This is a genomic window from Paludibacillus litoralis (assembly GCF_037646705.1).
In the GTDB taxonomy this organism is placed as follows: domain Bacteria; phylum Pseudomonadota; class Alphaproteobacteria; order Rhodobacterales; family Rhodobacteraceae; genus Pikeienuella; species Pikeienuella litoralis.
Genome location: NZ_JBBHER010000002.1, coordinates 143,808 through 169,832 on the forward strand (window position 1 = coordinate 143,808; position 26,025 = coordinate 169,832).

22 protein-coding genes are annotated in these 26,025 nt (G+C 66.5%); 10 read left to right on the forward strand and 12 right to left on the reverse strand.

Going from position 1 to position 26,025, the window contains the following annotated elements; all coding sequences use genetic code 11:
• Positions 1–92: 92 nt before the first annotated feature.
• From WG921_RS01790 to WG921_RS01805, 4 genes are all read left to right on the forward strand, one after another.
• On the forward strand, positions 93–1,049 hold the full coding sequence (locus WG921_RS01790; protein ID WP_340107483.1) for a DMT family transporter: 957 nt from the start codon (positions 93–95) through the stop codon (positions 1,047–1,049).
• Positions 1,050–1,156: 107 nt separating this feature from the next.
• The gene (locus WG921_RS01795) at positions 1,157–2,146 is read left to right on the forward strand and encodes a sialic acid TRAP transporter substrate-binding protein SiaP (RefSeq protein WP_340107484.1); all 990 of its coding nucleotides are present in this window, start codon (positions 1,157–1,159) and stop codon (positions 2,144–2,146) included.
• Between the two features lie 119 nt (positions 2,147–2,265).
• Positions 2,266–2,802 (forward strand): TRAP transporter small permease, encoded by a 537-nt coding sequence (locus WG921_RS01800; RefSeq protein WP_340107485.1) that lies wholly within the window; start codon positions 2,266–2,268, stop codon positions 2,800–2,802.
• Between the two features lie 12 nt (positions 2,803–2,814).
• On the forward strand, positions 2,815–4,095 hold the full coding sequence (locus WG921_RS01805; RefSeq protein WP_340107486.1) for a TRAP transporter large permease: 1,281 nt from the start codon (positions 2,815–2,817) through the stop codon (positions 4,093–4,095).
• A 345-nt stretch (positions 4,096–4,440) separates the two neighbouring features.
• Here the strand turns inward: WG921_RS01805 and rpsD are convergent, their stop codons facing one another.
• The 4 genes from rpsD to WG921_RS01825 all read right to left on the reverse strand — a co-directional run bounded on the left by rpsD (position 4,441) and on the right by WG921_RS01825 (position 8,480).
• The gene (gene rpsD, locus WG921_RS01810; RefSeq protein WP_340107487.1) at positions 4,441–5,061 is read right to left on the reverse strand and encodes a 30S ribosomal protein S4; all 621 of its coding nucleotides are present in this window, start codon (positions 5,059–5,061) and stop codon (positions 4,441–4,443) included.
• A gap of 197 nt (positions 5,062–5,258) precedes the next feature.
• Positions 5,259–5,879 (reverse strand): trimeric intracellular cation channel family protein, encoded by a 621-nt coding sequence (locus WG921_RS01815; protein WP_340107488.1) that lies wholly within the window; start codon positions 5,877–5,879, stop codon positions 5,259–5,261.
• A 49-nt stretch (positions 5,880–5,928) separates the two neighbouring features.
• Positions 5,929–7,686: a monovalent cation:proton antiporter-2 (CPA2) family protein gene (locus tag WG921_RS01820; protein WP_340107489.1), complete on the reverse strand. Its 1,758-nt coding sequence runs from the start codon at positions 7,684–7,686 to the stop codon at positions 5,929–5,931.
• Positions 7,687–7,844: 158 nt separating this feature from the next.
• A complete protein-coding gene (locus WG921_RS01825; RefSeq protein ID WP_340107490.1) occupies positions 7,845–8,480 on the reverse strand; it encodes a sulfotransferase family protein in 636 nt (211 codons plus the stop codon).
• A 394-nt stretch (positions 8,481–8,874) separates the two neighbouring features.
• Between WG921_RS01825 and carB the strand changes: the two genes are divergently transcribed.
• The 4 genes from carB (at position 8,875) to pobA (ending at position 14,731) form a co-directional block, all read left to right on the forward strand.
• On the forward strand, positions 8,875–12,150 hold the full coding sequence (carB, locus tag WG921_RS01830) for a carbamoyl-phosphate synthase large subunit (protein WP_340107491.1): 3,276 nt from the start codon (positions 8,875–8,877) through the stop codon (positions 12,148–12,150).
• On the forward strand, positions 12,147–12,896 hold the full coding sequence (locus WG921_RS01835; protein WP_340107492.1) for a metallophosphoesterase: 750 nt from the start codon (positions 12,147–12,149) through the stop codon (positions 12,894–12,896). The genes carB and WG921_RS01835 overlap by 4 nt, the downstream gene beginning before the upstream one ends.
• A gap of 85 nt (positions 12,897–12,981) precedes the next feature.
• Positions 12,982–13,548: a hypothetical protein gene (locus WG921_RS01840; RefSeq protein WP_340107493.1), complete on the forward strand. Its 567-nt coding sequence runs from the start codon at positions 12,982–12,984 to the stop codon at positions 13,546–13,548.
• Positions 13,549–13,561: 13 nt separating this feature from the next.
• Complete coding sequence (pobA, locus tag WG921_RS01845; protein ID WP_340107494.1) at positions 13,562–14,731, forward strand: 4-hydroxybenzoate 3-monooxygenase; 1,170 nt, start codon at positions 13,562–13,564, stop codon at positions 14,729–14,731.
• Positions 14,732–14,740: 9 nt separating this feature from the next.
• Here the strand turns inward: pobA and WG921_RS01850 are convergent, their stop codons facing one another.
• The 7 genes from WG921_RS01850 to WG921_RS01880 all read right to left on the reverse strand — a co-directional run bounded on the left by WG921_RS01850 (position 14,741) and on the right by WG921_RS01880 (position 23,584).
• Positions 14,741–16,045, reverse strand: coding sequence for a TRAP transporter large permease (locus tag WG921_RS01850; RefSeq protein ID WP_340107495.1), 1,305 nt, complete (start codon positions 16,043–16,045; stop codon positions 14,741–14,743).
• Entirely contained in the window at positions 16,042–16,563 is a 522-nt protein-coding gene (locus tag WG921_RS01855; protein ID WP_340107496.1) for a TRAP transporter small permease, read from the reverse strand. Before WG921_RS01855 ends, WG921_RS01850 begins: the two co-directional genes overlap by 4 nt.
• Before the next feature lie 63 nt (positions 16,564–16,626).
• Complete coding sequence (locus WG921_RS01860) at positions 16,627–17,685, reverse strand: TRAP transporter substrate-binding protein (RefSeq protein WP_340107497.1); 1,059 nt, start codon at positions 17,683–17,685, stop codon at positions 16,627–16,629.
• Positions 17,686–17,731: 46 nt separating this feature from the next.
• Positions 17,732–18,628 (reverse strand): NAD(P)-dependent oxidoreductase, encoded by an 897-nt coding sequence (locus WG921_RS01865; protein WP_340107498.1) that lies wholly within the window; start codon positions 18,626–18,628, stop codon positions 17,732–17,734.
• Positions 18,629–18,653: 25 nt separating this feature from the next.
• On the reverse strand, positions 18,654–20,369 hold the full coding sequence (ilvD, locus tag WG921_RS01870; RefSeq protein WP_340107499.1) for a dihydroxy-acid dehydratase: 1,716 nt from the start codon (positions 20,367–20,369) through the stop codon (positions 18,654–18,656).
• Positions 20,370–20,460: 91 nt separating this feature from the next.
• Positions 20,461–21,786, reverse strand: a complete 1,326-nt coding sequence (locus tag WG921_RS01875; protein ID WP_340107500.1) for an HlyD family type I secretion periplasmic adaptor subunit — start codon at positions 21,784–21,786, stop codon at positions 20,461–20,463.
• Between the two features lie 4 nt (positions 21,787–21,790).
• Positions 21,791–23,584, reverse strand: a complete 1,794-nt coding sequence (locus tag WG921_RS01880; RefSeq protein WP_340107501.1) for a type I secretion system permease/ATPase — start codon at positions 23,582–23,584, stop codon at positions 21,791–21,793.
• A 218-nt stretch (positions 23,585–23,802) separates the two neighbouring features.
• Here WG921_RS01880 and WG921_RS01885 point away from each other — a divergent pair, with 218 nt between their 5' ends.
• Positions 23,803–24,567 carry an MlaA family lipoprotein gene (locus WG921_RS01885; RefSeq protein ID WP_340107502.1) on the forward strand — a complete coding sequence of 255 codons (765 nt, stop codon included), beginning with the start codon at positions 23,803–23,805 and terminating at the stop codon, positions 24,565–24,567.
• A gap of 28 nt (positions 24,568–24,595) precedes the next feature.
• Positions 24,596–25,210: an MlaC/ttg2D family ABC transporter substrate-binding protein gene (locus WG921_RS01890; protein ID WP_340107503.1), complete on the forward strand. Its 615-nt coding sequence runs from the start codon at positions 24,596–24,598 to the stop codon at positions 25,208–25,210.
• A gap of 41 nt (positions 25,211–25,251) precedes the next feature.
• On the opposite strand, the gene WG921_RS01895 is transcribed toward WG921_RS01890, so the two are convergent.
• Positions 25,252–25,947: an RraA family protein gene (locus WG921_RS01895; RefSeq protein WP_340107504.1), complete on the reverse strand. Its 696-nt coding sequence runs from the start codon at positions 25,945–25,947 to the stop codon at positions 25,252–25,254.
• Positions 25,948–26,025: the final 78 nt, after the last annotated feature.

The window sequence follows — 26,025 nt, forward strand, 5'->3', positions numbered from 1 at the left end:
CGAACCGACATGAGCGGCGCCGCGCGGCTTGACATCGCACCGGGAAGCCCCGCCAATCGGCGCGAGTGATCGGAGACGCCGAATGCGGGGCGGTGGCGGATGAAGACGAAACGCGCGAGCCGGGCGCCGGCGGCCGGGCGGGGGCGCGCGCCGGGATGACGGATCGCGCCGGCCGGGGAACCATTCTTTTCGTTCTGCTGATCGGGCTTCTCTGGGGGCTGAACTGGCCCGCGGTGAAGTTCATGCTCACCGAAATCCCACCGATCACCATCCGCGCGGTCGCCTTCACGCTTGCGGCCCTGATGCTCGTGGCCGTCGCGCGGGCTCTGGGACATGACCTCCGCCCGGCCCGCAGGGAGCGGGTCGCGCTGGCGGCGACCGGCTTTTTCATGGTCTTCGGCTTCAACGCCCTGACATCGCTTGGGCAGCTGCTGACGGAAACCTCGAAAGCGGCGATCATCGCCTACACGATGCCGGCGCTCACCGCGGGGCTCGCGGTGGTCTTTCTGGGCGAGCGGCTGGGCGCGCGCCTGATCGCGGCGCTCGCGCTCGGGATGGCGGGGCTGGTGGTGCTGGCGTCGGAAAGCTTCGCCGCTCTGGCGGCCGCCCCGCTCGGCCCCGCGATCATGTTCGCGGCGGCGTTCTCATGGGCGCTCGGCAATATCGCGCTGAAGGCCCGCGCCTGGACCCTGTCGCCGCTGGCGCGGACGGTCTGGTTCTTCGTCGTCTCCGCGCTCTGTTGCTGGGCGCTCGTTTTCGCGTTCGAGCCGCCGTGGCGGCAGACATGGCCGAGCGCGCCGGTGCTCTGGACCATGGTCTTTCATGTGCTGGGCCCGATGGTGGTCTGCTATGCGCTCTTCACGACCCTGGTCGGACGGATGAGCGCGACGGTCGCGGCGCTCTCGACCCTGACCGCGCCAGTCGTCGGGGTGGTGTCGTCCATGGTTCTTCTGGGCGACCCGGTCACCTGGCAGAAGGCGCTTTCGCTGACCATGGTGGTGGCGTCGATTCTGATGACGCTGATTCCGCTTCCCGCGCGGCGACGCTGAGAGCGGCGGCGCAGATTTTGTTTGCGGAGCGCGGCCTTTTCATTAGGCTGATGTTCAGCCCTACAAAAAGACGACACCCCGGATAATCAATACTTGGAGGAAACGGAATGACGCCATTTACAAAACGTGGAGCCGCCCGTCTCGCGGTCGCGGCCGCAGCGGCGGCGATGGTTCTGCCGCTGTCGGCGAATGCGGAAACGGTGCTGAAATTCGCGCATGTCTACGAGTCGAGCGAGCCCTATCACACCTGCGCCGTCGCCGCGAGCGACGCGCTGATGGGCGCGACGGACGGGCGCTACAGCATCGACGTCTTCCCGGCTTCGTCGCTCGGCAAGGAGGTCGACATCAACGAAGGTCTGGGCTTCGGCACCGTCGACATCATCTACACGGGCCAGCTGTTCGCCGGCCGCGCCTACGGCCCGGTCGCGATTGGCGGCGCGCCGTTCATGTTCCGCGATTTCGATCACTGGGACAAATACCGGAAGTCCGATCTGTTCAAGGAGCTGGCCGACGGCTACGCCGACGCGAGCGGCAACCACATCGTCGCGATGACCTATTACGGCGCGCGCCATGTCACGTCGAACAAGCCCATCCTGAAGCCGGAAGACATGCAGGGCATGAAGATCCGCGTGCCGAACGCGCCGCTCTACATGATGTTCCCGCGCGCGGTCGGCGCGAATCCGACGCCGATCGCCTTCGCCGAGGTGTATCTCGCGCTTCAGCAAGGGACGGTCGACGGGCAGGAGAACCCGCTGCCGACGATCAAGGCGAAGAAGTTCTACGAGGTGCAGTCGGACATCAACCTGACCGCGCATATCACCGACGCGCTTCTCACGATCATCGGCGGCCCGCGCTGGGACATGATGGATGAAGCCGACCGCGACGCGCTTGTCGGCGTGCTTCAGGACGCCGCCGTCTGCTCGACGGATCAGATCATCCAGCAGGAGAAGGAACTGGTCGCGTGGTTCCGCGAACAGGGCGTCACCGTGAACGAGGTCGATCGCGGCCCGTTCATCGAAGCCACGAAAAAGCTCCATAACGGCGACATGGCGACCTGGGATCAGGAAACCTATGACCGTCTTCAGGCGCTTGAGTGAACTGAACGCCTCGGCGTCTTTCTGACGGAATGGGGCGCGCGGGCGCGCCTCATGCCGACCGCCCTCGCCAGCCGCCAGACGGGGGCGGTCGTCTGTTTCGCGATTTCGGGAAAACGGAAATGAATGATCTGAATGACCTCGAGGAGGAGATCGACATCTCCGACGTCAAGAAGGACGATTATCTCGTTCTCCTTGTATTTTGGGTGTTGGCGTTCGTCGTCTTCCTTCAGTTCTTCACCCGTTACGTGCTGAACGACAGTCTTGGCTGGACCGAGGAGATCGCGCGGTTCCTGCTGATCGCCGTCACCTTCATCGGCTCGATCATGGCGGTAAGGACCCGCAGCCACATCGCGGTGGAGTTCCTCTATCGATGGGTTCCGCGTCCGGTCCGGCGCGTCTGTCAGGCCGCGATCGACGTCGTCAACATCGTCTTTTTCGGCGCTCTCACCTGGTTCTGCATCATCCTCGCCGGGCGCACGCGGCAGATGATGGTCTCGATCGACGTGCCGAAGTCCCTGATCTACTGGGGGGTCGCGGCGTGTTTCGCGGTGATGACCCTCTATGCGTTGCGCAATGCGTGGCGAAACCTCCGAACCGGGTCGAGCCCGCTGATCGACCCCGAGAAATACGCCCACACCATCAAGTCGATCGACTAGGAGCGCCCGTTCGTGGACATCGCATATCTCTTCGTCATGCTTTTCGGCATGATCATCGTCGGGGTTCCCGTCGCCATCGCGCTCGCCGGTTCGTCGGCGATCTTCATCATCGCGTCCGGCTCCGTGCCCGCGATGGTCGTCGCGCACCGGATGATCAACGGCGTGGACAGTTTTCCGCTTCTGGCGGTTCCGTTCTTCATTCTCGCCGGCAACCTGATGAACACCGCCGGGATCACCGAGCGGATCTTCGAATTCGCCAAGGCGCTGGTCGGCTGGATGCGCGGCGGGCTCGGCCACGTCAATATCGGCGCTTCGGTCATATTCGCGGGCATGTCGGGCGCGGCGGTGGCCGACGCCGGCGGCCTCGGCGCGATCGAGATCAAGGCGATGCGGGACGCGGATTACGACGTGGGCTTCGCAGTCGGGATCACCGCCGCCTCATCGACCATCGGCCCGATCATCCCGCCCTCGCTGCCGATGATCATCTATGGCGTGATCGCGGGCGCCTCCATCGGTCAGCTCTTCGCCGCGGGCTTCATTCCCGGTCTGATCATGGCGGTCTCGCTGATGCTGATGGTCGCGTGGTACGCGCGGCGGAAGGGGTTCAAACGCGACCAGCCGTTTCATCTCCCGACGCTGGCGCGCACCTTCGTCCGGGCGTTTCTCTCGCTTCTCACGCCCGCGATCATCGTCGGCGGCATCCTCACGGGCGTCTTCACGCCGACGGAGGCCGCGATCGCCGCCTGCGCCTGGGCGATGGTCCTCGGGCTCTTCATCTATCGGACGCTGACCTGGAAGCGCTTCGTCCGCGTCTCCTTCGACACGATCGAGACGACCGCCGTCATCCTGTTCATCGTCGGAGCGGCGTCGATCTTCGCCTGGCTGTTGACCGCGCACCGTGTGCCCGAGCAATTCGCCAGCCTGATCCTTTCGGTTTCGGACAATCCGTTTCTCGTCCTCATTCTGGTCAACGTGATCCTGCTGATCGTCGGCTGCTTCATGGAGACGGTGGCTGCGATCACCATTCTCGTGCCGGTTCTTCTCCCGATCACGACGCAGATGGGGGTCGATCCGGTTCATTTCGGCGTCATCATGGTGCTGAACCTGATGCTCGGGCTGCTGACGCCGCCGGTCGGTCTGGTGCTCTATGTCCTCTCGCGGGTCGCCAAGGTGCCGTTCGAACTCTGCGTGGTGGCGACGGCGCCTTTCCTCATTCCGCTGGTCATCGTCCTTCTGCTGGTGACGTTCGTCCCGGCGTTGACGATGTGGCTGCCGACCTTGATCTACAGATAGGCGGCCGGGCGGCGGGGCGCGGCGATGCGTGGGCCTCCGGGTTGCCCTTCCATCGGCGGCCCTGATTTGAGGGCGTGAACGGGCGCCGCCGATCGCCCGGCGCTCATCGGCGCGCCGCGCAGGCGGATTTGAGGCGGGGGCGGCGGCGGCTCGATCGCAAGCCGATGCGCGCCCGATGCCGCTCCGCTCCCGTTGGATCTTCCCCAACGGAATCAGAGCCGTCCCGGACGTTCAATCGCTTGATCGGGTTGTGAGCCAAGGTTTGGCGGGCTGACGGGCTGCTTCGCACCGTCGTCCGCGCAGGGCCCCTCCATCGGAAGGGCCCTGTCATCGGTTTGGATTGGATCAGTTCTTCGCGTAGTACTCGACGACCAGATTGGGCTCCATCGCGGCCGGGTAGGGCACATCCGAGAACGCGGGCATGCGCACAAAAGTCGCGGTCATCTTGGAGTGATCGGCGGAGATGTATTCCGGAACGTCACGCTCCGGAAGCTGCACGGCCTCGAGCAGGACGACGAGCTGGCGCGATTTCTCCCGCACCTCGACCACGTCGCCGGGCCTGACGCGGTAGGACGGGATGTTCACCCGCTTGCCGTTCACGAGAAGATGGCCGTGGTTGACGAATTGCCGGGCGGCGAAGACGGTCGGCGCGAATTTCGCGCGATAGATGACGGCGTCGAGGCGCGACTCGAGCAGGCCGACGAGATTTTCGCCGGTGTCGCCGCGGATCCGCTCGGCTTCGGTGTAGATCTTCCGGAACTGCTTCTCGGTCAGGTCGCCGTAATAGCCCTTCAGCTTCTGCTTGGCGCGAAGCTGGAGCCCGAAATCGGACATCTTGCCCTTGCGGCGCTGCCCATGCTGGCCGGGGCCGTATTCGCGGCGATTGACCGGGGATTTCGGGCGGCCCCAGATGTTTTCACCCATCCGGCGATCGATCTTGTATTTCGCTGAGGTGCGCTTGGTCACCGGCGGTCTCCATAATATCATGCGGCGCGAAATCGCCGCTGCAGCATTGAGGCGTTTTCCTCTTCCGGGGCTGTCCCGGACGACAGGGTCCGCCTTTCGACGGCCGCAAACGCCAGTGAATCCTCCGTCCTAACGGGCGGAGGCGTGGCGCGGGATTTATGGCGCGCGGCGATGCGAGTCAAGCGAAGGCCGGCGCCTCAATGCTCGCCGCCAGGCCGGGGCCGATAGCGTGGAAGCTCCCATCCCCGCAGGATCGCGCCGGCGCGAAGGGCGAACCCGGCGAGGGCGCAGAGCGGAAAGGCGATGAGGGCGCCCACCCCCGCCAGCGTCAATCCCACGAAGGCGGCGGCGGCGACAAGGGCGGCCGTGGCGTGTATCTCCTGCTGGAGCGCGACGGGAGGCTCGCCCGCGATCAGGTCGCGCGCGATGCCGCCGAATGTCGAGGTCAACACCCCCATGACGATGGCGACCAGCGGGCCGACGCCCGCCTTCAGCGCGATATCCGCGCCGAGCACGCCGTAAGCCGCGAGGCCGAGCGCGTCGGCCCAGAGAACCCACCGATAGCGCTGCGCGATGAACGGGCAATAGAGGTAGACCGCCAGCGCGACGATGAGGCAAGCGGCGAGATACCCCTGGTCGTTCACCCAGAACACCGGGCGCGCGATCAGGAGATCGCGGAGCGTGCCGCCGCCGATCCCGGCGAGAGTGGCGAGTAGACCGAAGCCGATCAGGTCCAGCTGCTTCCGGCTGGCGACCAGCGCGCCGGATGCGGCGAAGACCGCGACGCCGAGATAGTCCAGCGCCTGGATCGCGGTCATCCGTCACCTCCCGGCCGGGCCGATGGCCGGGCTGGCGGCGCGGCGCCGCTCATGTCACTTCGTAGCGGATGCGCATCTTCTCCGCGCCTTCCTCCATGCCGTGCTCGGCCTGAAGGCGCAGAAGCTCGGCGTCGCGCCGGCGGAACTCCTCGATGATCTCGTCGACCGCCGCCTCGTCTCCCATCGCCCGGAGGCAGTCGGAGGCGAGGGAGATCGCGCTTTCGCGGGTCTCGCGGATGACGTAGTCGGCGCCGGCGGCGCGCAGCTCGAGCTCCTGAAACCGGTCATACGCCGCGACGAAGAACGTCACATGCGGATAGCGATGCTTCAGCCGCTGAACCGCGAGCTTCACGCCCTCGCGGTCGTTGATGCAGAAAAAGATCGCCTCCGCCGTCTCGGCGCCCGAGGCCTTCATCACGTCCGGCTTCGTCGCGTCGCCGTAGAACACTTCGGAGCCGAAGGTCCGCGCGAGGCGGATGCGGCGCGGCGCATTGTCGATCAGCGTCACGGAATAGCCGCGCATCCGCATGATCCGGGCGACGACCTGACCGAAACGCCCGAATCCGGCGACGATGATGCTGGCGGGCGGAATTTCTCCGTTCTCCTTGATGAGGGCGTCGTCCTCGCGTTTCTGCGCGACGCGCGCCAGCCAACGCTCGACGCCTTTCACCACGAAGGGCGTCATCGCCATGGAGAGCGCGACGGCGATCGTCAGGACGCTTTCCTCCTCGGAGGTGATGAGCCGGTCGGAGGCGGCGAGCGCGAAGACGACGAAGCCGAACTCGCCGGCCTGACCCAGCGTCGCTGCGATCCGGAGCGAATCTTCACGGCCCGAGCCGAAAGCCCGCGTCAGGCCGAAGAGGACCGCCATCTTCACCGCGAAGAGCGCCAGCGCGCCCGATATCACCAGCCACCACCAGGCCGCGGCGACGCCCCAGTCCACCGACATGCCGACGCCGACGAAAAAAAGCCCGAGAAAAAGCGCGCGAAACGGCTCGATGTCGCTTTCGAGCTGGTGGCGAAACTCCGTTCCCGCCAGGAGGACGCCGGCGATGAAGGCGCCAAGCGCCATCGAGAGCCCGGCCCATTGCATCGCCAGCGCGGCGAGCGCGACGACGAGAAGCGCCGCCGCGGTGAAGACTTCGTCCGCCCGAACGAGCGCGATCAGCCGGAAGACGTGTTTCAGCCCGAAATGCCCGACCAGAAACAGCCCGAGCAGCGCGGCGATCGCGACATAGGCGTCGTTCAACGTCATCCCCGCGCTCGCGCCGCCGATCACGGTCGTGAGGGCGAGGATGGGAACGACGGCGATGTCCTGAAAGAGAAGAATGGAGAACGCCCGGTCGCCATATGGGGTGGAGAGCGCCTTCTGGTCGCGCAGGATCTGGATGCCGAACGCGGTCGAGGAGAGCGCGAGCGCGAGACCGATGACGGCGGCCGCGCCCCATGAGCCGCCGACCAGCCAGCCAAGCCCCGCCAGCGCCAGCGCCGTCAGCGTCACCTGCGCGAAGCCGAGACCGAATATCTCCGCCCGGAGCCGCCAGAGCCGTCGCGGCTGAAGCTCCAGCCCGATGACGAAAAGCAGCAGCACGACCCCGAATTCGGAGATATGGCGCACCGCCAGCACATCGGGCAGGAGCTTCAGGCCGAACGGCCCGACCAGCGCGCCGGCGGCGAGATATCCGAGAATGGAGCCGAGGCCGAGACGCTTGAAAAGCGGCACCGCCAGCACGGTCGCGCCAAGAAAGGCCGACGCCTCTATCAGGAGCGGGTCGGCGGCGACGAGTGCGGCGGCAGGATCTGCCATTCGTTCCTTTCCAGAGTGGGGTCGCCATTCTGACGTGTAGCGGCCGAAAAGAGAAGACATGTCTCGAAAGCGGTGGCCCGCGCCCGGGGCCGGGCCGGGCCTGATCCATCGGCGCCCAGGGGCGGCTTCAGCTCGATGACCGTCGAAAGGGCGCCGTTTCAGGTCGCCTCGGGCTCGCCTCCGAAAACCGCCCAGAACTCATCGCGCGCGTTGCTGCGCGGGAAGTCGGTCGACGGGACGGGCGCGCCAAGGAACCGACAGATCGGCTCCCATCCATCTGTGGGCGTGAAGACCAGGAGGCGTTCCGCCGGGATGGTCGCGCGGACCTTTTCGTTGTTCCGGCGGTACGCCGCGATCGAGCGGTCGCGATCCAGCCCGCCGAATGTGTCGCGCACGAGGAGCTTGTCCATCGTCTCGAAGATCGCGGCGACGGGCGGCGGCAGCGGGATGCTTTCGCGATTGGCGAAGAATTTGCCGATCGTGGTGGAGTAGCTGCTCCACCAGTCCTCTTCGGGGCGTTCGGTGTGGATCACCCTGGCGTCGGGAAAAGCAGTCGAAAGCGCCGGCCAGACCGCGGCGCCGGGAAAGTCGACCTGGCTCGCGTAGCCTGCGAAGACCTCCTCCCAGTCGACGTCACGCCCGTCGGCGAGCGCGGCCCAGTGTGCGGGTTGAGCCGGGTTCCTCATCACCTCGATCATGTGATGGCACGGACCGAAGCCGAGGTGTTCGAGGGCCATCTTGGTGGACATCGTGCCTGTCCGGCCAAAACCGGAGCCGATAATTTTCAGTCCCATGGGAATCGGTCCTTCTTGATGAAATGCCTCTTTGCACGCGGCGCGACCTTATCACGGGGCGTGACCTCAAATTGCGCGATATGGGAATCAGGCACAATCGAAAGCTGTTCAGGCGTCATGGAGGACGGGATCGACCCGGACCGGCCGTCCTTATCGACCTGTCGATCAGCGAGGGCGGCGTGGCCGCGGCGGCGGCGAAACCGGGGAGGGGACGCTCCGCCATCAGGCGCGCCTGCGCGAACAGGGTGGGGGCGGCGCGGCGGCTGGTTGATCCGGGGCCCCCGCGCGCCGCGGCGTTCGCATGGCGCGCCGCCTTGCGCTGCAACCCGCAATCCCTATAAACCGGCGCGATCCCACATGAGGATCGCGAGTCCGATCATTGCGGGAGCCCATCATGCCGAAACGCGCCGATATCCACAGCGTCCTCATCATCGGCGCGGGACCTATCATCATCGGCCAGGCGTGCGAATTCGACTATTCGGGGGCGCAGGCGTGCAAGGCGCTGCGCGAGGAGGGATATCGCGTCATTCTGGTCAACTCGAATCCGGCGACGATCATGACCGACCCCGCCCTCGCCGACGCCACCTATATCGAGCCGATCACGCCGGAGGTGGTCGAGCGGATCATCCGGCAGGAACAGGAGCGCCATCCGGGCGAGAAGATGGCGCTGCTGCCGACCATGGGCGGGCAGACCGGGCTCAACACCGCCATGAGCCTGGCGGAATCGGGCGTGCTGGAGCGGCTCGGCGTCGAACTGATCGGCGCGAAGCGCGAGGCCATCGCCATGGCCGAAGACCGGAAACTCTTCCGCGAGGCGATGGACCGGATCGGGCTGGAGAATCCGCGCGCCACCATCGCCGAGACCATGGAAGATTGCATGGCCGCGCTGGACGATATCGGCCTGCCGGCGATCATCCGGCCGGCGTTCACGCTCGGCGGCACCGGCGGCGGCATCGCCTATAACCGGGAGGATTATCTCCGGATCTGCGCAGGCGGACTGGACGCCTCCCCGGTCAACCAGATCCTGATCGACGAGAGCCTTCTCGGCTGGAAAGAGTTCGAAATGGAGGTGGTCCGCGACAAGGCGGACAACGCGATCATCATCTGCTCGATCGAGAACATCGATCCGATGGGCGTTCACACCGGAGACAGCATCACCGTCGCGCCGGCGCTGACGCTGACCGACAAGGAATACCAGATGATGCGGTCCGCCTCGATCGCGGTGCTGCGGGAGATCGGGGTGGAGACCGGCGGCTCCAACGTCCAGTTCGCGGTCAACCCCGAAGACGGGCGGCTCGTGGTGATCGAGATGAACCCTCGCGTCTCGCGGTCCTCGGCGCTCGCCTCGAAAGCCACGGGCTTTCCGATCGCCAAGATCGCCGCGAAGCTCGCCATCGGCTATACGCTCGACGAGTTGGACAACGACATCACCGGAGTGACGCCGGCGAGCTTCGAGCCGACGATCGATTACGTCGTCACCAAGATCCCGCGCTTCACTTTCGAGAAGTTCCCGGGCGCGACCAACGACCTCACCACGTCGATGAAATCCGTCGGCGAGGCGATGGCGGTCGGACGGAGTTTCAACGAAAGCTTCCAGAAGGCGCTCGTCTCGATGGAGACCGGGCTCACCGGCCTCGATGAGATCGCCATCGACGGGCTGACGGAGGCGAGCGGGGCGGATGAGCGGAAAGCCACGATCATGGCGGCGCTGGGGCGCGCCACGCCGGACCGGATCCGCGTCATCGCGCAGGCGATGCGTGAAGGCCTGAGCCAGGACGATATCCGCGCCGCGACCGCATACGACCCCTGGTACCTTGAGCGGATCGGCGAGATTCTGGCGGCGGAAGAGGGCGTGCGGGCCGACGGCTTGCCGAGCGACGCCGCGGCGATGCGGACGCTGAAGGGCATGGGGTTCTCGGATGCGCGCCTCGGGACGCTGGCCGGCCTCGACGAAGCGGAGGTCCGCGCGCGCCGGCTCGCCCTCGGCGTCAAGGCGGTGTTCAAGAGGATCGACACCTGCGCGGCGGAGTTCGAGGCGCAGACGCCCTACATGTATTCGACCTACGAGGCCGACGCGATGGGCGTCGTCGAATGCGAGTCGCGCCCCTCGACCCGCAAGAAGGTCGTGATCCTTGGCGGCGGGCCGAACCGGATCGGGCAGGGGATCGAGTTCGATTACTGCTGCTGCCACGCCTGCTACGCGCTGACCGAAGCGGGCTATGAGACGATCATGGTCAACTGCAACCCCGAAACGGTCTCGACCGATTACGACACCTCCGACCGGCTCTATTTCGAGCCGCTGACCATCGAGCATGTGATGGAGATCCTGCGCGTGGAGCAGGAGGCGGGGGAGCTTCACGGCGTCATCGTGCAGTTCGGCGGCCAGACCCCGCTGAAGCTCGCCAATGCGCTGGAGGAGGCGGGAATTCCCATTCTGGGCACGACGCCCGACGCCATCGACCTCGCCGAGGATCGCTCCCGCTTTCAGCAGCTTCTGCGCAAGCTCGGCCTGAAGCAGCCCGAAAACGGCATCGCCCATAGCCGCGACGAGGCGTTCGCGGTCGCGCATGAGGTCGGCTATCCGGTGGTGATCCGGCCCTCCTATGTGCTGGGCGGGCGGGCGATGGAGATCGTTCGCGCCGACGCGGAGCTGGAGCGGTATATTCGCGAGGCGGTGGTCGTCTCCGGCTCGAGCCCGGTTCTGATCGACGGTTATCTCTCCGGCGCCGTCGAAGTCGATGTCGACGCGCTCTCGGATGGCGAGGCGGTCCATGTCGCGGGCGTGATGGAGCATATCGAGGAGGCTGGCGTCCATTCGGGAGACAGCGCCTGTTCGCTGCCGCCGTATTCGCTTTCGCCGGAGGTGATCGCGGAACTGAAGCGCCAGACGGCGGAGATGGCGCGCGGTCTCGGCGTCGTCGGGTTGATGAACGTCCAGTTCGCGATCAAGGGCGACGAGATCTATGTGCTGGAGGTGAACCCGCGCGCGTCGCGCACGGTGCCGTTCGTGGCGAAGGCGATCGGCGCGCCGATCGCGGCCATCGCCGCGCGGCTGATGGCCGGCGAGAAGCTCTCCGCCTTCGACCTTCCGACCAGCGATCCCGCGCATGTCGCGGTGAAGGAGGCGGTGCTCCCCTTCGCCCGGTTCCCCGGCGTCGACACGCTGCTCGGCCCGGAGATGCGCTCCACCGGCGAGGTGATGGGGATCGACAAGGGCTTCGCCCGGGCCTTCCTCAAGAGCCAGATCGCCGCCGGCGTCGCGCTGCCGAAAGAGGGGCGGGTCTTCGTCTCGGTGAAGGATGCGGACAAGCCCGCCATTCTCGACGCGGTGAGCCGCCTCGCGAAGCTCGGCTTCAGTTTCGCCGCGACGGCGGGGACGGCGGCGTATCTTTCTGAAAACGGCGTCCCGGCGACGGTGGTGAAGAAGGTCTATGAAGGGCGCCCGAACATCGTCGACATGATGAAGGACGGCGAGATCGCGCTGGTCTTCAACACCACCGACCTGCCGCAATCGATCCGGGACAGCGCCAGCCTCCGCCGGACCGCGCTGGCGATGAGAACGCCCTACTACACGACAGCCGCGGGCGCGCAGGCGGCGGCGCGGGCGATCGAGAATCGGCTCGACGGCGAGCTGGAGGTGGAGACGCTTCAGGTCTACGCCGGCGCATGAGCGGGCCCGATCGAGTTTACGCGATCGGAGACGTTCACGGCCAACTTGATCTTCTCCTCGACGCGCACGCCCGGATCGAGCGGGATCTGGCGGCGAGTCCGGTGACGGAATACGTCATCGTCCATATCGGCGATTATGTCGACCGCGGGCCGGACAGCGCCGGCGTCCTTGCCCGCCTCGTCGCGGGCGCCGACGCTGGCGAGCCCTGGATCAACCTCATGGGCAACCATGACCGGATGTTCTTTCGGTATCTCATCGCGCCCGGCGGCCGGGACCACCAGCTCGACCCCGAGCTCTGGTGGCTTCACGAGCGGATCGGCGGGCTCGACACGCTTCGCTCCTATGGGCTGACCCTGCCCGACGGCGCGACGGCGGAGCGGGGCGTCGCCCTTCACCGCGCCGCGCGAGAGGTGGTGCCGGCGCGCCATCTGGCCTTTCTCGCCGGGCTCCGGCGCTACTGGTTCTGGCGGGAGTGGTTCTTCGTCCACGCCGGCGTGCGCCCCGGCGTGGCGTTGAGCGCGCAGGACGAGGACGACCTGATCTGGATCAGGGACGAGTTCCTCTCAAGCGCCGCCGACCACGGCGCCGTCGTCGTTCACGGGCATACGCCGGTCGAGGCGGTCGAGGACCACGGAAACCGGATCGCCATCGACACCGGCGCGGGGTATGGCGGGCCGCTCTCCTGCCTTGTCATAGACGGAGGAAGCGGCGGCGTGCGGGTGCTGGGCGGGCCGATTCTCCGCTGACGAGCGGATCGAATCTTGCCCTGAGCGGATGATGCTGTTTCAGTCCCGCAGTCATTCAGACGAGTTTCCGCGAAAGGGGCGGGCCGTGATCGACAGGCCACTCGAAGATGTGCCGCTGGACCGCGACATCACCTCGCGCGAGGGGATCTCCATCGATCAGGCCGCGCGGGTCCGGCTCGCCTTTCTCCTTGGCCAGAATCAGGCGATGGTGGCGCAGACGCAATTCGCCGACGCGAAGGCTGGGGCGCTGCTTGCGATCATCGGGCTGCTCGCCACGCGGGGGCCGGGCGCGAGCTTCGTCGCCGGCGGGGGCGGCGATCAACTGGTCGCCATCGCATTGCACGCGGCGGCGCTGATTTCCTGCATGGTGGTTCTTTTCCCGCGTTACGCCGGCGGCGCGCTCCGGACGAGGCTTGCGGCCAGCGAACGGTTTTCCTGGCCCGCCCTCACCGCGAAGGGCGTCTCCGCCGACAGCTATGCGGACTTCATGCAAAGCGCGCAGGTCTCGCAACTGATGATCTCGGTCGCGCGCAGCAATCAGGCGATGGCGACGATCCTTCTGCGGAAATTCGCCTGGTTGCGCGCGGCGTTTGGCATCGCCATAATCGACTTCTTCTTCATTGCAGCCAGGGCGACATTTGGCGGCGCCTGAGAGTGGGGGCCGCATGCGCACGGAAATCGTCATAATCGGCGCCGGGCCTTCGGGCCTTCTGCTTAGCCAGATGCTGCACCGGAGCGGGATCGACACCATTGTTCTGGAGCGGCGCTCCCGCGCCTATGTCCTGAACCGGATCCGCGCCGGGGTTCTGGAATGGGGAACGGTGGAGACCCTGCGCGAGGCGGGCGTCGGCGCGCGGGCGGACGCCGAGGGCTTCATCCATGAAGGCGTGTTCATCGCCGCGCAGAACCGGGGCATCCGGATTCCGCTCAAGGAGCTCACCGGGCGGCCGGTCATGGTCTATGGCCAGACCGAGGTCACCAAGGATCTCTACGCCGCGCGGGACGCCATGGGCGGGGTGGTGATCGCCAGCGTCGACGGGGTGGCGATCCATGGGGTCGAGACCGAGGCGCCGTATGTCACCTATCAGAAGAACGGCGCCGAGCATCGGGTCGATTGCGAGTTCGTGATCGGCTGCGACGGATCGCACGGCGTGAGCCGGGAGACGATCCCGAAGGCGGTGTTGCGGGAGTATGAGCGGATCTACCCGTTCGGCTGGCTTGGCGTGCTGTCGGAGACGCCGCCGGTGAGCGAGGAGCTGATCTACGCGAATCACGAGCGGGGCTTCGCGCTCTGTTCGATGCGGCACGCCCATCTGAGCCGCTACTATATCCAGACCGAGCTCGGCGACGACCCGGCGTCATGGAGCGACGCCGCGTTCTGGGACGAGTTGAAGCGCAGGATTCCCGAAGAGGCGGCCGCGACGCTTATAACCGGCCCGACCATCGAGAAATCGATCACGCCGCTTCGAAGCTATGTCGCGGAGCCGATGCGCTGGGGGCGGTTGTTTCTGGTCGGGGACGCCGCGCATATCGTGCCGCCGACCGGCGCGAAGGGGCTGAACCTCGCGGTGTCGGATGTGCATTATCTGCATCGGGCGCTGGTCCGGCGGTATCGGGACAAGTCCGATGAGGGGATCGACGATTATTCCGCGCGCGCGCTCGCGCGGGTCTGGAAATCGGTGCGCTTCAGCTGGTGGATGACGACGATGCTGCATCGCTTCCCCGATCAGGACGCCTTCGATCAGCGCATTCGCGAGAGCGAGGTCGATTATCTGGAGCATTCGCGCGCCGCGCAGAAGGTGCTTGCGGAGAATTACGCGGGCCTTCCGTTCTGAGCCCGGGCTTCAGCCGGACGAGAGCGGCAGGAACATGACCAGCGCCGGAAACGCGATGATCAGCAGGACCCGCACCAGGTCGGCGATGATGAACGGGATGACGCCGCGATAGATCGCCCCGATCGAGACATCGCCGATCACCCCCCGGATGACGAAGAGATTGAGCCCGACCGGCGGCGTGATCAGCGAAAGCTCGGTCACCATCACGGCGAAGATGCCGAACCAGATCGGATCGTAGCCAAGCCCGACCACGATCGGGAAGAAGATCGGGATCGTCAGCAGGATCATCGAGAGGCTCTCCATGAACATGCCAAGGACGATATAGATCAGGAAGATGATCAGGATCACCGTGAGCGGCGTGAGGTTGAGCGATGTGATCAGGTCCGAGAGCGCCGCGGGCAACCCGATCAGGTTCATGAAATTGGAGAAGACCAGCGCGCCGATCAGGACGAGAAAGAGGCTCGCGGTCGTCGTCGCCGTCTCCACCAGCGCGTCCATGAGGCCGGAGAAAGGGAGGGCGCGCCGCCAGAGCGCGAACAGGAGCGCGCCGAAGGCGCCGACGCCGCCCGCCTCGGTCGGAGTGAAGACGCCCTGATAGAGCCCGCCGATTATCAGGACGAACAGCAGGAGAACCGGGCCGACGCTGCGGAATCTCCTGAGCCGCGCCGGCCAGGGGACGCGCGGGGCGGCCGGCGCGGCCGCCGGGTCGAGCCGCGCGACGATGCTGACCGCCGCCATGTAGAGCAGGACGGCGACGAGTCCCGGCGCGATCCCGGCGATGAACAGCTTGCCGATATCCGTGCCGGTCGCGATGCCGTAGAGCACAAGAATGACCGAAGGAGGAATGAGGATGCCGAGCGTGCCGCCCGCAGCCACCGAGGACGCGGCGAGCCCGTCGGAATAGCCGTAGCGGCGCATCTCCGGCACCGCGACCTTCGCCATCGTCGCCGCGGTCGCGATGGAGGAGCCGCTGAGCGCGGCGAAGCCGCCGCAGGCGAGAATGGTGGCCGACGCCAGCCCGCCCCGCCGATGCCCGACGAAGCCGTGACAAAGTCGATACAGATCCTCCGACATCCGCGCGCGCGTCACCAGCGCGCCCATCAGGATGAACATCGGCACGACCGAAAGCTCATAGGACATGGTCGCGTTGAACGGCATCTGCCCGATCATGCCGAGCGCGGTGCGCGTCGAGACGCCGACGGCGATGCCGCCGAGCCCGATCAGAAGCATGGCGAAAGCGATCGGCATGCCGAGCATCATCAGGCCGAAAACCCCGGCGAAGGCCAGCCCGGAGATCTCCCAGACGCCGCTCACAGGCCGGGCCCCACCGGGCGGGCGCCGGTTTCTCCGCGAAGCGCGTCGCGCGCGCTAAGGATGAAGGCCAGCGCGGTCACGATGAGAAGCAACGCCATCGATTGCGCGATGAGCCCCTTGGGGATGCGCAACTCCATCGTGATTTCGCCGTAACGCAGGATACGCGCGCCATAGAGCCACATCCGCCAGGCGATGAAGACCGAGATCGCCGCGCCGAGAAGCTCGGTCGCGAATGTCGCGTAGCGTCGCACCGGCGGGGAGAACCGGTCGAAGAGGACCGTGACGCAGATATTGCCCCGGCTCCGGACCATCTGCGGCAAGGCGAAGAAGACGATCAGGCCCATCGAAATCTCGGTGATCTCGAACGAGCCGGGAATCGGACTTCTGAACAGGTAGCGCATCACGACATCCGCGAAGGTGACGCACATCATCAGCGCGCCAAAGGCGGCCGCGACCCAAGCGAGTACGAGAAAGCCGAGGTCGAGAGCGGAGATGAGCGGATTCATCCCGGATTTCATGGGTGTTCGCCTTTTGCGGATGGCGGGAACGGCGCGGGACGGGGCTGCGCCGTTCGTCGCGGCCTATTGAGCCTTGTTCACGACCTTGTCGGCGCGATAGGCGGCGACGATCGCGCGGGAGTAGTCGAGAATTTTCTGGCCGTCGAGCCCGCGCGCCTCCGCCTCCTGGAGCCATTCCGCCTCCATGTCGGACAGGCGGTCGCGCGCGATGGCGACCTCCTCGTCGGACAGGGTGATGAACTCGACCCCGGCCTCCTTCAACGCCTTTTCGCCGACGGCGTCGCCATTGGTCCAGGCCCAGCCGGCGAGAAGGGCGATCGCCATGCCGCTATGCTTGGTCACGGCCGCCTGCTGCTCGGGGCTGAGCGCGTCCCAGCTGTCCTGATTGAAGGCGATCCAGAACGTATCGGTGTAGAGCCCGCCCGGAATCCGGGTGATCGAGGTGATCACCGGCGTGATGCCGAAGAAATCGATCGATTCGAGCGGGAAGGTGATGCCGTCGGCGACGCCGCGCGACATCGCGGTCTGCGCCTCGGTCGGCGGCAACTGCACCGGCGTCGCGCCGAGCTGGCTCATGATGCGCCCGGTGACCCCGCCGCCGACGCGGATCGTCCGCCCCTCGAGATCGGAGATCTTCTCGATCCGGCCCTTGGCCATGTTGATGCTCGGATTCGAATGGGTGAAGAGCCCGACGACATGCGCGCCCTCATGCTCGTGATAATCCGACCCGAACCGCTCATAGGTCGCCCAGGCCGCGGCGGAGCCGGACCACGGATCGGGCGAGGCGAAGGGAAGGTCCATGATCTGGGTCATGGTGAAGCGGCCGACATTGTGGCCGCTGACCCCGTAGCCGACATCGAAGGCCTGATCGAGCAGCAGGTCGAATTGCGCCGGCGGCGGGCCGAGCGGCGAGGTCATGATCTCGAATTTCAGCGAGCCGTCGGTCTCCGCCTCGATGGCGTCGGCCCAGGGCCTGATGATGCCCGCGACGATCAGATGATGCGCCGGCAGCCAGGTGCCGACCCGGAGCGTGGCGACCTCGTCCGCCGCCGACGCGGCGCCCGCCATCGCCCATGTGGCCGCGAGGGCCGCGGCGATCGCCGTCATTCTTGTCATGTGCATTCTCGTCTCCCTTGTATTGGTCGTGCGTCGGGGCCGCCGGACGCGGTCAGAGCGGCGTCGGCGCCGACAGTTGATAGATTTTCAGGGCGTCCGCCTCATCGCCGCCCCGCGCCGTCAGGAGGCGGAACTGGGCCGCGGCGAGCGCGGTGAAGGGCGTTGGTGTTTTCGTCGCTTGCGCGAGCGCCGCGACCGAATCGAGATCTTTCAGCATGGTGTAGGCGTGGCCGAGCGGCGGCTCGTGGATCGCCGCCACCATCCGCGGCACGAAAAGCTGCAGAGGCGCCGAATCCGCGAAACCGCCGCTGAGCGCCTCCGGCAGCCGCGCGGCGTCGACCCCGGCGTTGACGGCGAGCCGGGTCGCCTCCGCCAGCACCGCCATGGTGCAGCCGACGATCACCTGATTGCAGAGCTTGGTGGTCTGCCCGGCGCCGCTCGGCCCCATCAGCGTGAAGCGCGCGGCCATGGCGAGGACGACCGGCTTCACGCGCTCGAACGCCGCCTCCGGCCCTCCGGCCATGATCGCGAGGTCGCCCTTCTCCGCGCCCGGAACGCCGCCGGAGACCGGCGCGTCGATCCAGATCATTCCACTCTCCCGCTCCAGCCGCGCGGCCATCTCCCGGGTGGCGTCGGGCGAGATCGACGAGAAGTCGACCAGGACGGCGCCCTTTCGCGCGCCTTCGGCGACGCCGCCGGGGCCGAAGACGGCGGCCTCCATCGCCGCGGTGTCGGTCAGGCAGGTGAAGACGATATCCGTGTCCGCGGCGACGCCCGCCGGGCCGCTTGCGCCTCGCGCGCCCGCCGCGATCAGCGGCGCGGCCTTCGCCTCGGTCCGGTTCCAGACTGTGAGCGGATAGCCGGCGGCGAGCAGCCGCCGCGCCATCGGCGCGCCCATCAGCCCGAGGCCGATATAGCCGAGCCTCGGCGTGGGAGTTTCCTTCACCATCGGTCTCTTTCCCTGGCGCGCGGCCTCACCAGTGCGGCTTTTCAGGCCAGACCGCCCCGCCGGCGTGAGTCACGGCGCCTTCATGCGCCTGGCCGACGGTCGCGGCGTATTTGGCCAGCAATCCCGCGGGATGATTTGGCTCGCGCGGGGTCCACCGCTCGCGGCGCGCCTTCATCTCCGCATCCGAGACAGCGATCGTGATCGTCGACGCGTCGGCGTCGATGGTGATCCGGTCGCCGTTCTCGACCAGGGCGATCGGCCCGCCGATGGCGGCCTCGGGCGACGCGTAGCCGATGCACATGCCCCGGGAGGCGCCGGAAAACCGCCCGTCGGTCAGCAACGCGACATCCTCGCCCATGCCGTGGCCGTAGATCACCGCGGTGAGGCCGAGCATCTCCCGCATGCCGGGGCCGCCTCTCGGCCCTTCGTTCCGGACGATGAGCACTTCGCCCTTCTGGTAGTCGCGCTTGGAGATGACGGCGATGGCCTCGTCCTCGCTCTCGAAAACGCGCGCGGTTCCTTCGAAACGATGGGATTTCAGCCCCGCGACCTTCAGGAGCGCGCCATCGGGGCAAAGATTGCCCTTCAGCACGGTGACGCCCCCGCTCTTCATGATCGGGTTCGAGAGCGGGCGGATCACCTTTCCGTCGGGGGCGGGCGCGCCGGCGGCTTCCTCGGCGAGGGTGCGGCCGGTGACCGTCAGCGTGTCGCCATGCATGTAGCCGGCGTTGATCAGCTCGCGGATCACGACCAGCGCGCCGCCGATGTCGAAAACGTCCTTGGCGTGATACTGGCCGCCGGGCTTCAGATCGCCGATGAACGGCGTGCGCTGGAGCACCTCGGCCACGTCCGCCATGGTGAACCGGATGCCGGCCTCATGCGCGATGGCCGGGATATGAAGCGCGGCGTTGGTGGAGCCGCCGGTCGCCGCGACGATGGCGGCGGCGTTCTCCAGCGCCTTCCGGGTGACGATGTCGCGCGGGAGCGGCCCGCCGCCCTCGATCGCCCGCATCACCAGTTCGCCCGCGCGCTTGCAGGCGATGATGCGCTCCGAATAGACGCCGGGAATCATCGACACGTTGGGAACCGTGAGGCCGAGCGCCTCCGAGACCATCCCCATCGTGTTGGCGGTGAACTGCCCGGCGCAGGAGCCGATGCTCGGCAGGCAGGAATGCTCCATCACCTGAAGCTCGGCCTCCGTCATCCGCCCGGCCTGCACCGCGCCGACGCCCTCATAGGCGTCGAGGACGGAGACGTCCCGCCCCTGAAACCGCCCGGGGAGCGCGGAGCCGCCATAGATGAAGACCGACGGCACGTTGCAGCGGACCATGCCCATCATCACGCCGGGCAGGGTCTTGTCGCAGCCGCCGAACCCGACCAGCCCGTCATAGGCGTGGCCATGCATCACCGCCTCGATGCTGTCGGCGATCAGCTCGCGGCTGACGAGGGAGAATTTCATGCCCTCGTGGTTCATCCCGATTCCGTCGGAGACCGAGATGGTGGTGAACTCGCGCGGCGTTCCGCCGGCGATGTGGACGCCGTCCTTGGCGTATCGCACCTGCGATTCATGGGTCATGTTGCAGGGAGTCTGCTCACCCTTCTGGCTGACGACGCCGATCATCGGCCGCGCGATCGCGGCGTCGTCCAGCCCCATCGCGCGCATGAAGGCGCGGTGCGGCGCGCGATCGATCCCATCCGTCGTGATCCGCGAACGGAGCTTTCTGTTCGTTTGATCCACCATTGGTTCGCTCCCCCTGCCTCTGTAAACGCGGTCTCACTTAACAGTCTTCGGAGAGTTTTTGTCCAGCCTTCGACGCCGCGGCGTCGAAGGGTCAATCCTCGCGGAACGCCTTGTTGAAATAATCGGTGAACGGCTTGGTGAGATAGGAGAACGGGGACCGGTCTCCGGTCCGGATATAGACCTCGACCGGCATGCCGGCGATCAGCTCCACATCGCCGAGCTTGTCGAGTTCGCCCGGGTCGATCTTCAACTGTATGAGATAATAGGACCGTCCGATCTGCTCGTTCGTGAACGCGTCGGGCGAAATCTGGATGACTTTGCCGGCGACGTCGGGCGTCGTCCGCGCGGAGAAGGCCGAGAACCGAAGACGCGAGGCCTGGCCGGGATAGACCTGGTCGATGTTGCTGGTCTCGAGCTCGGCTTCGACGATCAGGCCGGCGTCCGAAGGGACGATGTAGAGAATCGGCTCCGCCGCCCGGACGACGCTCCGGAGCGCGAAGACGGTCATGCCGATGACCCGGCCGGGACGAGGCGCGCGGATCTCCAGCCTGTCGATCCGCTCGAGAAGCGAATTTCGCTTCTCGCGCAATTCGTTCTCTCGGGCTTCGTTGTCGCGCATCTCGGTGATCGCCGCCTCCCGGGTTGTGGAGCCGATGCCGAGGATCTGCATCTCGATTTCGGAGATCTGGCCGCGAAGGCGCGCGATATTGGCGATCAGATCGCCCCGCTGCCCGAGGAGCCGCGCGTTTTCACGCTCGAGCGAGAGCACGCGGCTCGCCTGCGCGAGGCCCTTCTTCTGCAGCTCTTTCAGGTTGTTGAGCTCCTGCTCGACGAATTCGAGCTGTTTGACCATCGCTTCCTGCTGCGCCTCCGCGCCCACGATTTCCTCGCGGACCTGCGCCTGACGTTCGCGGAGCTGCTGGATCTGGCTCTTCGCCGTGACGGCGCGGGCGATGAACATCTGCCGCTGGCCTTCGATCAGCGATGCGATCTTGGGGTCGGTGGCGCCGAGGGCGAGCAATTCCTCGTCGAACACCGGCTCTTCCCGGTCGAGTTGTTCGGCGGCGAGGCGCCCGCGCCGGGCCATCAGCTCATAGAGCTGGCCCTCGACAATGGCGAGTTCGGCGCGGATCAGCTTGTCGTCGAGGCGGATCAGCGGCTCGCCGGCGGCGACCGTCTGGCCTTCCCTGACGAGGATTTCCTTCACGACGCCGCCTTCGGGATGCTCGACGACCTGACGTTCGGATTCGACCTTCAGCTTGCCCTGCGCGACGATGGCGCCGGAGATCGAGGTGAAGGTGGACCAGCCCCCGACGCCGAGGACGAGCGCCGCAAGGGTCAGGACGCCCAGCCAGAGATGACGGTTGGCCGACCAGCGGCGCGCGGTCTCCCGGCGAAGTTCGGCGTTGTCGGTCACCGCTCTAGTCATTTTCTTTACTCGCGGTGGGGGTGGGTTGGGTCTTCACGGCGCCGACCGGCTTCTCGGCCGGAGGTTTAGGCCGCTCCTGGGCCAGGCGCCGATGGTTGGCGGTCGTCTGACGCAACACGTCGTTCTTCGGGCCGAACGCCCGCGGCTGCCCTCGCTCCACCATCAGGAGAAGATCGCACGCGGCGATGGCGCTCGGCCGGTGCGCCATGATGATGACGGTGCGCCCCCGCTTTTTCGCCTCGATGATGGCGGTGACCAGCGCCTGTTCGCCCTCTGCGTCCAGATTGGAGTTCGGCTCGTCGAGAACCAGAACCGCCGGATCCCGATAGAGCGCGCGCGCCAACGCGATCCGCTGGCGCTGGCCGCCGGAGAGCCGGCCCCCGGACGGGCCCGCCGGCGTGTCATAGCCGTTTGGCAGATGGAGGATCATGTCATGCGCGCCGGCGCGTTTCGCCGCCAGCACCACCGCTTCGGGGTCCATCTCATCATCGAGTCTGGCGATGTTTTCGGCCACGGTCGCTTCGAACAGCGAGACGTCCTGGGGCAGGTAGCCCATGTGCCTGCCGAGCGTGTCGTCGTCGAACTGGTCGAGCGCGGCGCCATCGAGGCGAATTACGCCTTGCGCAGGCCTCCAGATATTGACCAGCGCCCGCGCCAATGTCGATTTCCCGGAGGCCGAAGGCCCGATCACGCCGAGCGCGGAGCCCGGCTCGATGCTGAAGTTGACGCCGCGAAGCGTCGGCTCCCGCTCCCCCGGCGCGACGATCGAAAGGTTCTGCACGTCGATTCGCCCTTTCGGGGCCGGGAGCGGGGTCCGCGGCCGCTGAGCGGGGGTCCGGGCCAGCAAATCCGAGAGATTGTTCCAGCTGTCCTTCGCGCGCTGAATGTTGGACCATTGGCCGATCGCCTGCTCCACCGGCGAGAGCGCGCGGCCGAGGAGGATGGAGCCGGCGATCATCATGCCGGGCGTGATGATATGCTGGATCGCCAGCCACGCGCCGAGCGCGAGCATCGCCGACTGGAGGAAGAACCGCAGCGTCTTCGACGTGGTGGCGTAGCTTCCCGTGCTGTCGGAGGCGCGCACGCTCGAGTCGAGCGCGAGTTCCCGGTGCTTGCGCCATTTGCCGAGCGCGGCGCCGCGCATCCCGAGCGCCTGCACCGTCTCGCCCTCGCGCCGAAGCGCTTCCGAGAACGCCTCGGACTGCGCGGAAGCGCGTTGGCTTTCCGCCATCGGTTTGCGCGACGCCCATTCGTTCAGGATCGTGATGCCAAGAAGAAGCGCGCCGCCGACAATCGCCAGCACCCCGAGCTGCCAGTGGAAAATGAAGATGACGACGATGAAGATCGGCGCCCATGGCATGTCGAAAATGGCGAAAGGCGCCGGCGAGGAGAGAACCCGCTGGATGGTCTCGAGATCACGCAACCCGCTCTGCGGCCGCGATCTTTCCGAGGGCGCCACGGCGCGGCGAAGAACGGCGTCGAACACCCGCTTGTCCAACAGATCCTGGAAGCGCGCGCCGGCGCGGGCCAGCACGCGGGTGCGCGCGTAGTCCAGAAGGCCCATGAACAGGAAAAGCGCCGTGACCAGCCCGAAAAGCGCGACCAGCGTCGCCTCCGAGTTCGAGGCGAGCACCCGGTCATAGACCTGCAGCATGAAGAGCGGCCCCGTCAGCATCAGGATGTTGACGAACGCGCTGAACACGCCGACGCCCGCCAGAAGCCGCTTGGAGGCGAAGAGCGCGCCGCGTAATTCGCGCCGGCCGGCGGTGGACTCTGTGTCTGACATAACGCCTCTATAACACTCGGGATGTTAACTGAGCCTGCCCCCGACTCGTGTATGGTGCGCTTACTGTACATCGCTGCGCCGTGGCGGAACGTCGCTGCGCACACTGTGATCATGATCACAGCCGCGAATCACGGCGCAACTTGCGCGGCGGCGGCGGCTGGGGCAATAGGGCGGGCGCGAATTTGATGGGTGACGTTAAAAGGTCTGGAGAGACGTGGATGAAAAGCGATTGTTTGCGAACCGCACTCCGGGCGTCGTTTGGCGTCACGGCTCTTTTCACGGCCGGTTGCGTCGCTGCGCCGGCGGTGGACGGAGAACTGATCGCCGATCCCTATGAAGAGACGAACAGAGCGGTCCACGCCTTCAACAAGGACGTCGACACCCTCCTCCTGCGGCCGGTGGCGGAGGGATATGACTTGTTCACGCCGGATCTGGTCAAATTCCTGGTCAGCAATGAGCTGAACTATCTGAGCCTGCCGAGGATTTTTCTCAATCGTCTGTTGCAGGGCGATCTAGAGGAGGCGGGCGCCGCGCTGGCGCGGTTCGCGCTCAACACCACGATCGGCGCGGTCGGGCTGCTCGATCCGGCGACGGAATTCGGGCTGCCGCATACGCAGACCGATTTCGGCGTCACTCTCGCGGCGTGGGGCGCCGAGGAGGGCGTCTATCATGAGGTTCCGATCTTCGGGCCGAGAACGTCACGCGATGCGGTCGGACTCGTCGGTCAGGTCTTGCTCGATCCGGCCATCCTCATCACGTTCGGCGTCGTGGACGCGCCGGCTACGGTCACAACGCTGGAATACGGCCGTTTGGGCATGGACCCCGTGAACAGCCGCTACGAGAATGCGGAGCTTGTGGATCAGCTCCTCTACGAATCCGAAGATAGCTATATTTCGATTCGCAGCGGGTATGTTCAATCTCGCCGACGGCAGGTCGCCGGAGAGACGAACGTGGATGAATTGCCGGACATATTCGCTGAGTGAGGCGGGCGTCCGGCGCGTGGAGGCGCAGATGAAGATGATGGATCTTTCACGGCGGGGGGCGCTCGCGCTCGCATGCGGCGGTTTTCTCGCGCTCCGCGCCGTCCGGGCTTCGGCGCTCTCGACGGACGATGCGGAGCGCTTCGTCACCGGCGTGATCGAAGATCTGCGCAAGCTGATAAACGACGGGCGCGACGGCGCCGAGGGGGCGGCGGAGTTTCTCGCGCTTCTGGAGCGGAAAAGCGCGCTTGACGCCGTTGGCAAATTCGCGGTCGGCCGCACCTGGCGGGAAATGAGCCCGGCGCAGCGCGACGCCTATCAGAAGGCGTTCAGAGGCTATATCTCGCGCACCTACCAGAACCGTTTCGACGAGTATAACGGTGAGGATATCATCGTCTCGGGCGCGGTCGACGCCGGCGCGAAGGGAATTCTGGTCAAGAGCAAGCTGACGCGGGCCTCGGCGGAGCCGGTCGACCTTGAATGGCTGGTCACGGATCGGAGCGGAAAGCCGCTTCTTTCGGATGTGGTGTTCGAGGGGGTCTCGCTCGCGATCACGCTTCGGGAGACGTTCGGCGGAATGCTCGAGAAGCGGAAAGGCGATATCGACGCCTTCACCATGGATCTCGGCGAGTCGTCCGGGGCCTGACGGCCCCGGCGCGGTTTGTCGTCAGCCCGCGGCCATCGCCGTCAGTCGACATAGCGGGTGTTGTCGCTGGCGAGCAGCTCGGCGATCGACTCGGGCAGCTTGAGCCCCTTGGCGACTTCGGCGTCGAGATCCGCCTCCAGCTGGCGGACGACTTCGAGTTGGGCGAGCACGCTGTCCAGCTGCTCGAAAGGAACGACGACGACGCCGTCGCGGTCCGCGACGATCATGTCGCCGGTCTCGACCTCGCGTCCGCCGATCTGGATCGGCAGGCCGATCCGGCCCGGCCCGTTGGAGACCGGCGAGGCGGGATTCAGGCCCGTGCACCAGACCGGGAGCCCGACCTCGACAAGGCCCGCATAGTCGCGCATGGGCCCATCGGTCACGAATCCCGCGGCGCCGGCGTTCTTCATCATTCCCGTCGCCCGGTCGCCCGCCGCGGCGGCGCCCTGATGGGCGCCGAAGGCGGAGACCACGATATCGCCCGGCTGGATGAAGGCGAGCGACGCGATCAGCGCCAGAATTTCGCCCGCCCCGCAATCCACGGTCAGCGCCGGACCGGCGGCGACGCAGCGGATATCCAGCCCGTCGCCGAGCGGCCGAAGCCCGAGAAGCGCGCCGGAGCCGTACATCGCATCCGCGACGAAGCTCGACGGCGTGTTCTGAAACGCCGCGATCTGGCTGGCGGTCGGGCGCCGGTCAGGGCGACGAATGGTTAATGTGGCTGGCCCTTCGATCATTTCGCTCTCCTTGCGTTGCGGGGAGACGATGCTGTGATCCGCGGTCGATGACAAGGACTGGACATTTCCTCCGCGGCG

What these genes read in the sequence shown, in the direction of transcription:
- WG921_RS01795 (WP_340107484.1), top strand. Translation starts at nt 1,157, where the DNA reads ATGACGCCATTTACAAAACGTGGAGCCGCCCGTCTCGCGGTCGCGGCC.
- WG921_RS01800 (WP_340107485.1), top strand. Translation starts at nt 2,266, where the DNA reads ATGAATGATCTGAATGACCTCGAGGAGGAGATCGACATCTCCGACGTC.
- WG921_RS01815 (WP_340107488.1), bottom strand. Translation starts at nt 5,879, where the DNA reads ATGACCGCGATCCAGGCGCTGGACTATCTCGGCGTCGCGGTCTTCGCC.
- WG921_RS01820 (WP_340107489.1), bottom strand. Translation starts at nt 7,686, where the DNA reads ATGGCAGATCCTGCCGCCGCACTCGTCGCCGCCGACCCGCTCCTGATA.
- WG921_RS01825 (WP_340107490.1), bottom strand. Translation starts at nt 8,480, where the DNA reads ATGGGACTGAAAATTATCGGCTCCGGTTTTGGCCGGACAGGCACGATG.
- carB (WP_340107491.1), top strand. Translation starts at nt 8,875, where the DNA reads ATGCCGAAACGCGCCGATATCCACAGCGTCCTCATCATCGGCGCGGGA.
- WG921_RS01835 (WP_340107492.1), top strand. Translation starts at nt 12,147, where the DNA reads ATGAGCGGGCCCGATCGAGTTTACGCGATCGGAGACGTTCACGGCCAA.
- pobA (WP_340107494.1), top strand. Translation starts at nt 13,562, where the DNA reads ATGCGCACGGAAATCGTCATAATCGGCGCCGGGCCTTCGGGCCTTCTG.
- WG921_RS01855 (WP_340107496.1), bottom strand. Translation starts at nt 16,563, where the DNA reads ATGAAATCCGGGATGAATCCGCTCATCTCCGCTCTCGACCTCGGCTTT.
- WG921_RS01860 (WP_340107497.1), bottom strand. Translation starts at nt 17,685, where the DNA reads ATGCACATGACAAGAATGACGGCGATCGCCGCGGCCCTCGCGGCCACA.
- WG921_RS01865 (WP_340107498.1), bottom strand. Translation starts at nt 18,628, where the DNA reads ATGGTGAAGGAAACTCCCACGCCGAGGCTCGGCTATATCGGCCTCGGG.
- ilvD (WP_340107499.1), bottom strand. Translation starts at nt 20,369, where the DNA reads ATGGTGGATCAAACGAACAGAAAGCTCCGTTCGCGGATCACGACGGAT.
- WG921_RS01880 (WP_340107501.1), bottom strand. Translation starts at nt 23,584, where the DNA reads ATGTCAGACACAGAGTCCACCGCCGGCCGGCGCGAATTACGCGGCGCG.
- WG921_RS01885 (WP_340107502.1), top strand. Translation starts at nt 23,803, where the DNA reads ATGAAAAGCGATTGTTTGCGAACCGCACTCCGGGCGTCGTTTGGCGTC.
- WG921_RS01890 (WP_340107503.1), top strand. Translation starts at nt 24,596, where the DNA reads ATGAAGATGATGGATCTTTCACGGCGGGGGGCGCTCGCGCTCGCATGC.
- WG921_RS01895 (WP_340107504.1), bottom strand. Translation starts at nt 25,947, where the DNA reads ATGATCGAAGGGCCAGCCACATTAACCATTCGTCGCCCTGACCGGCGC.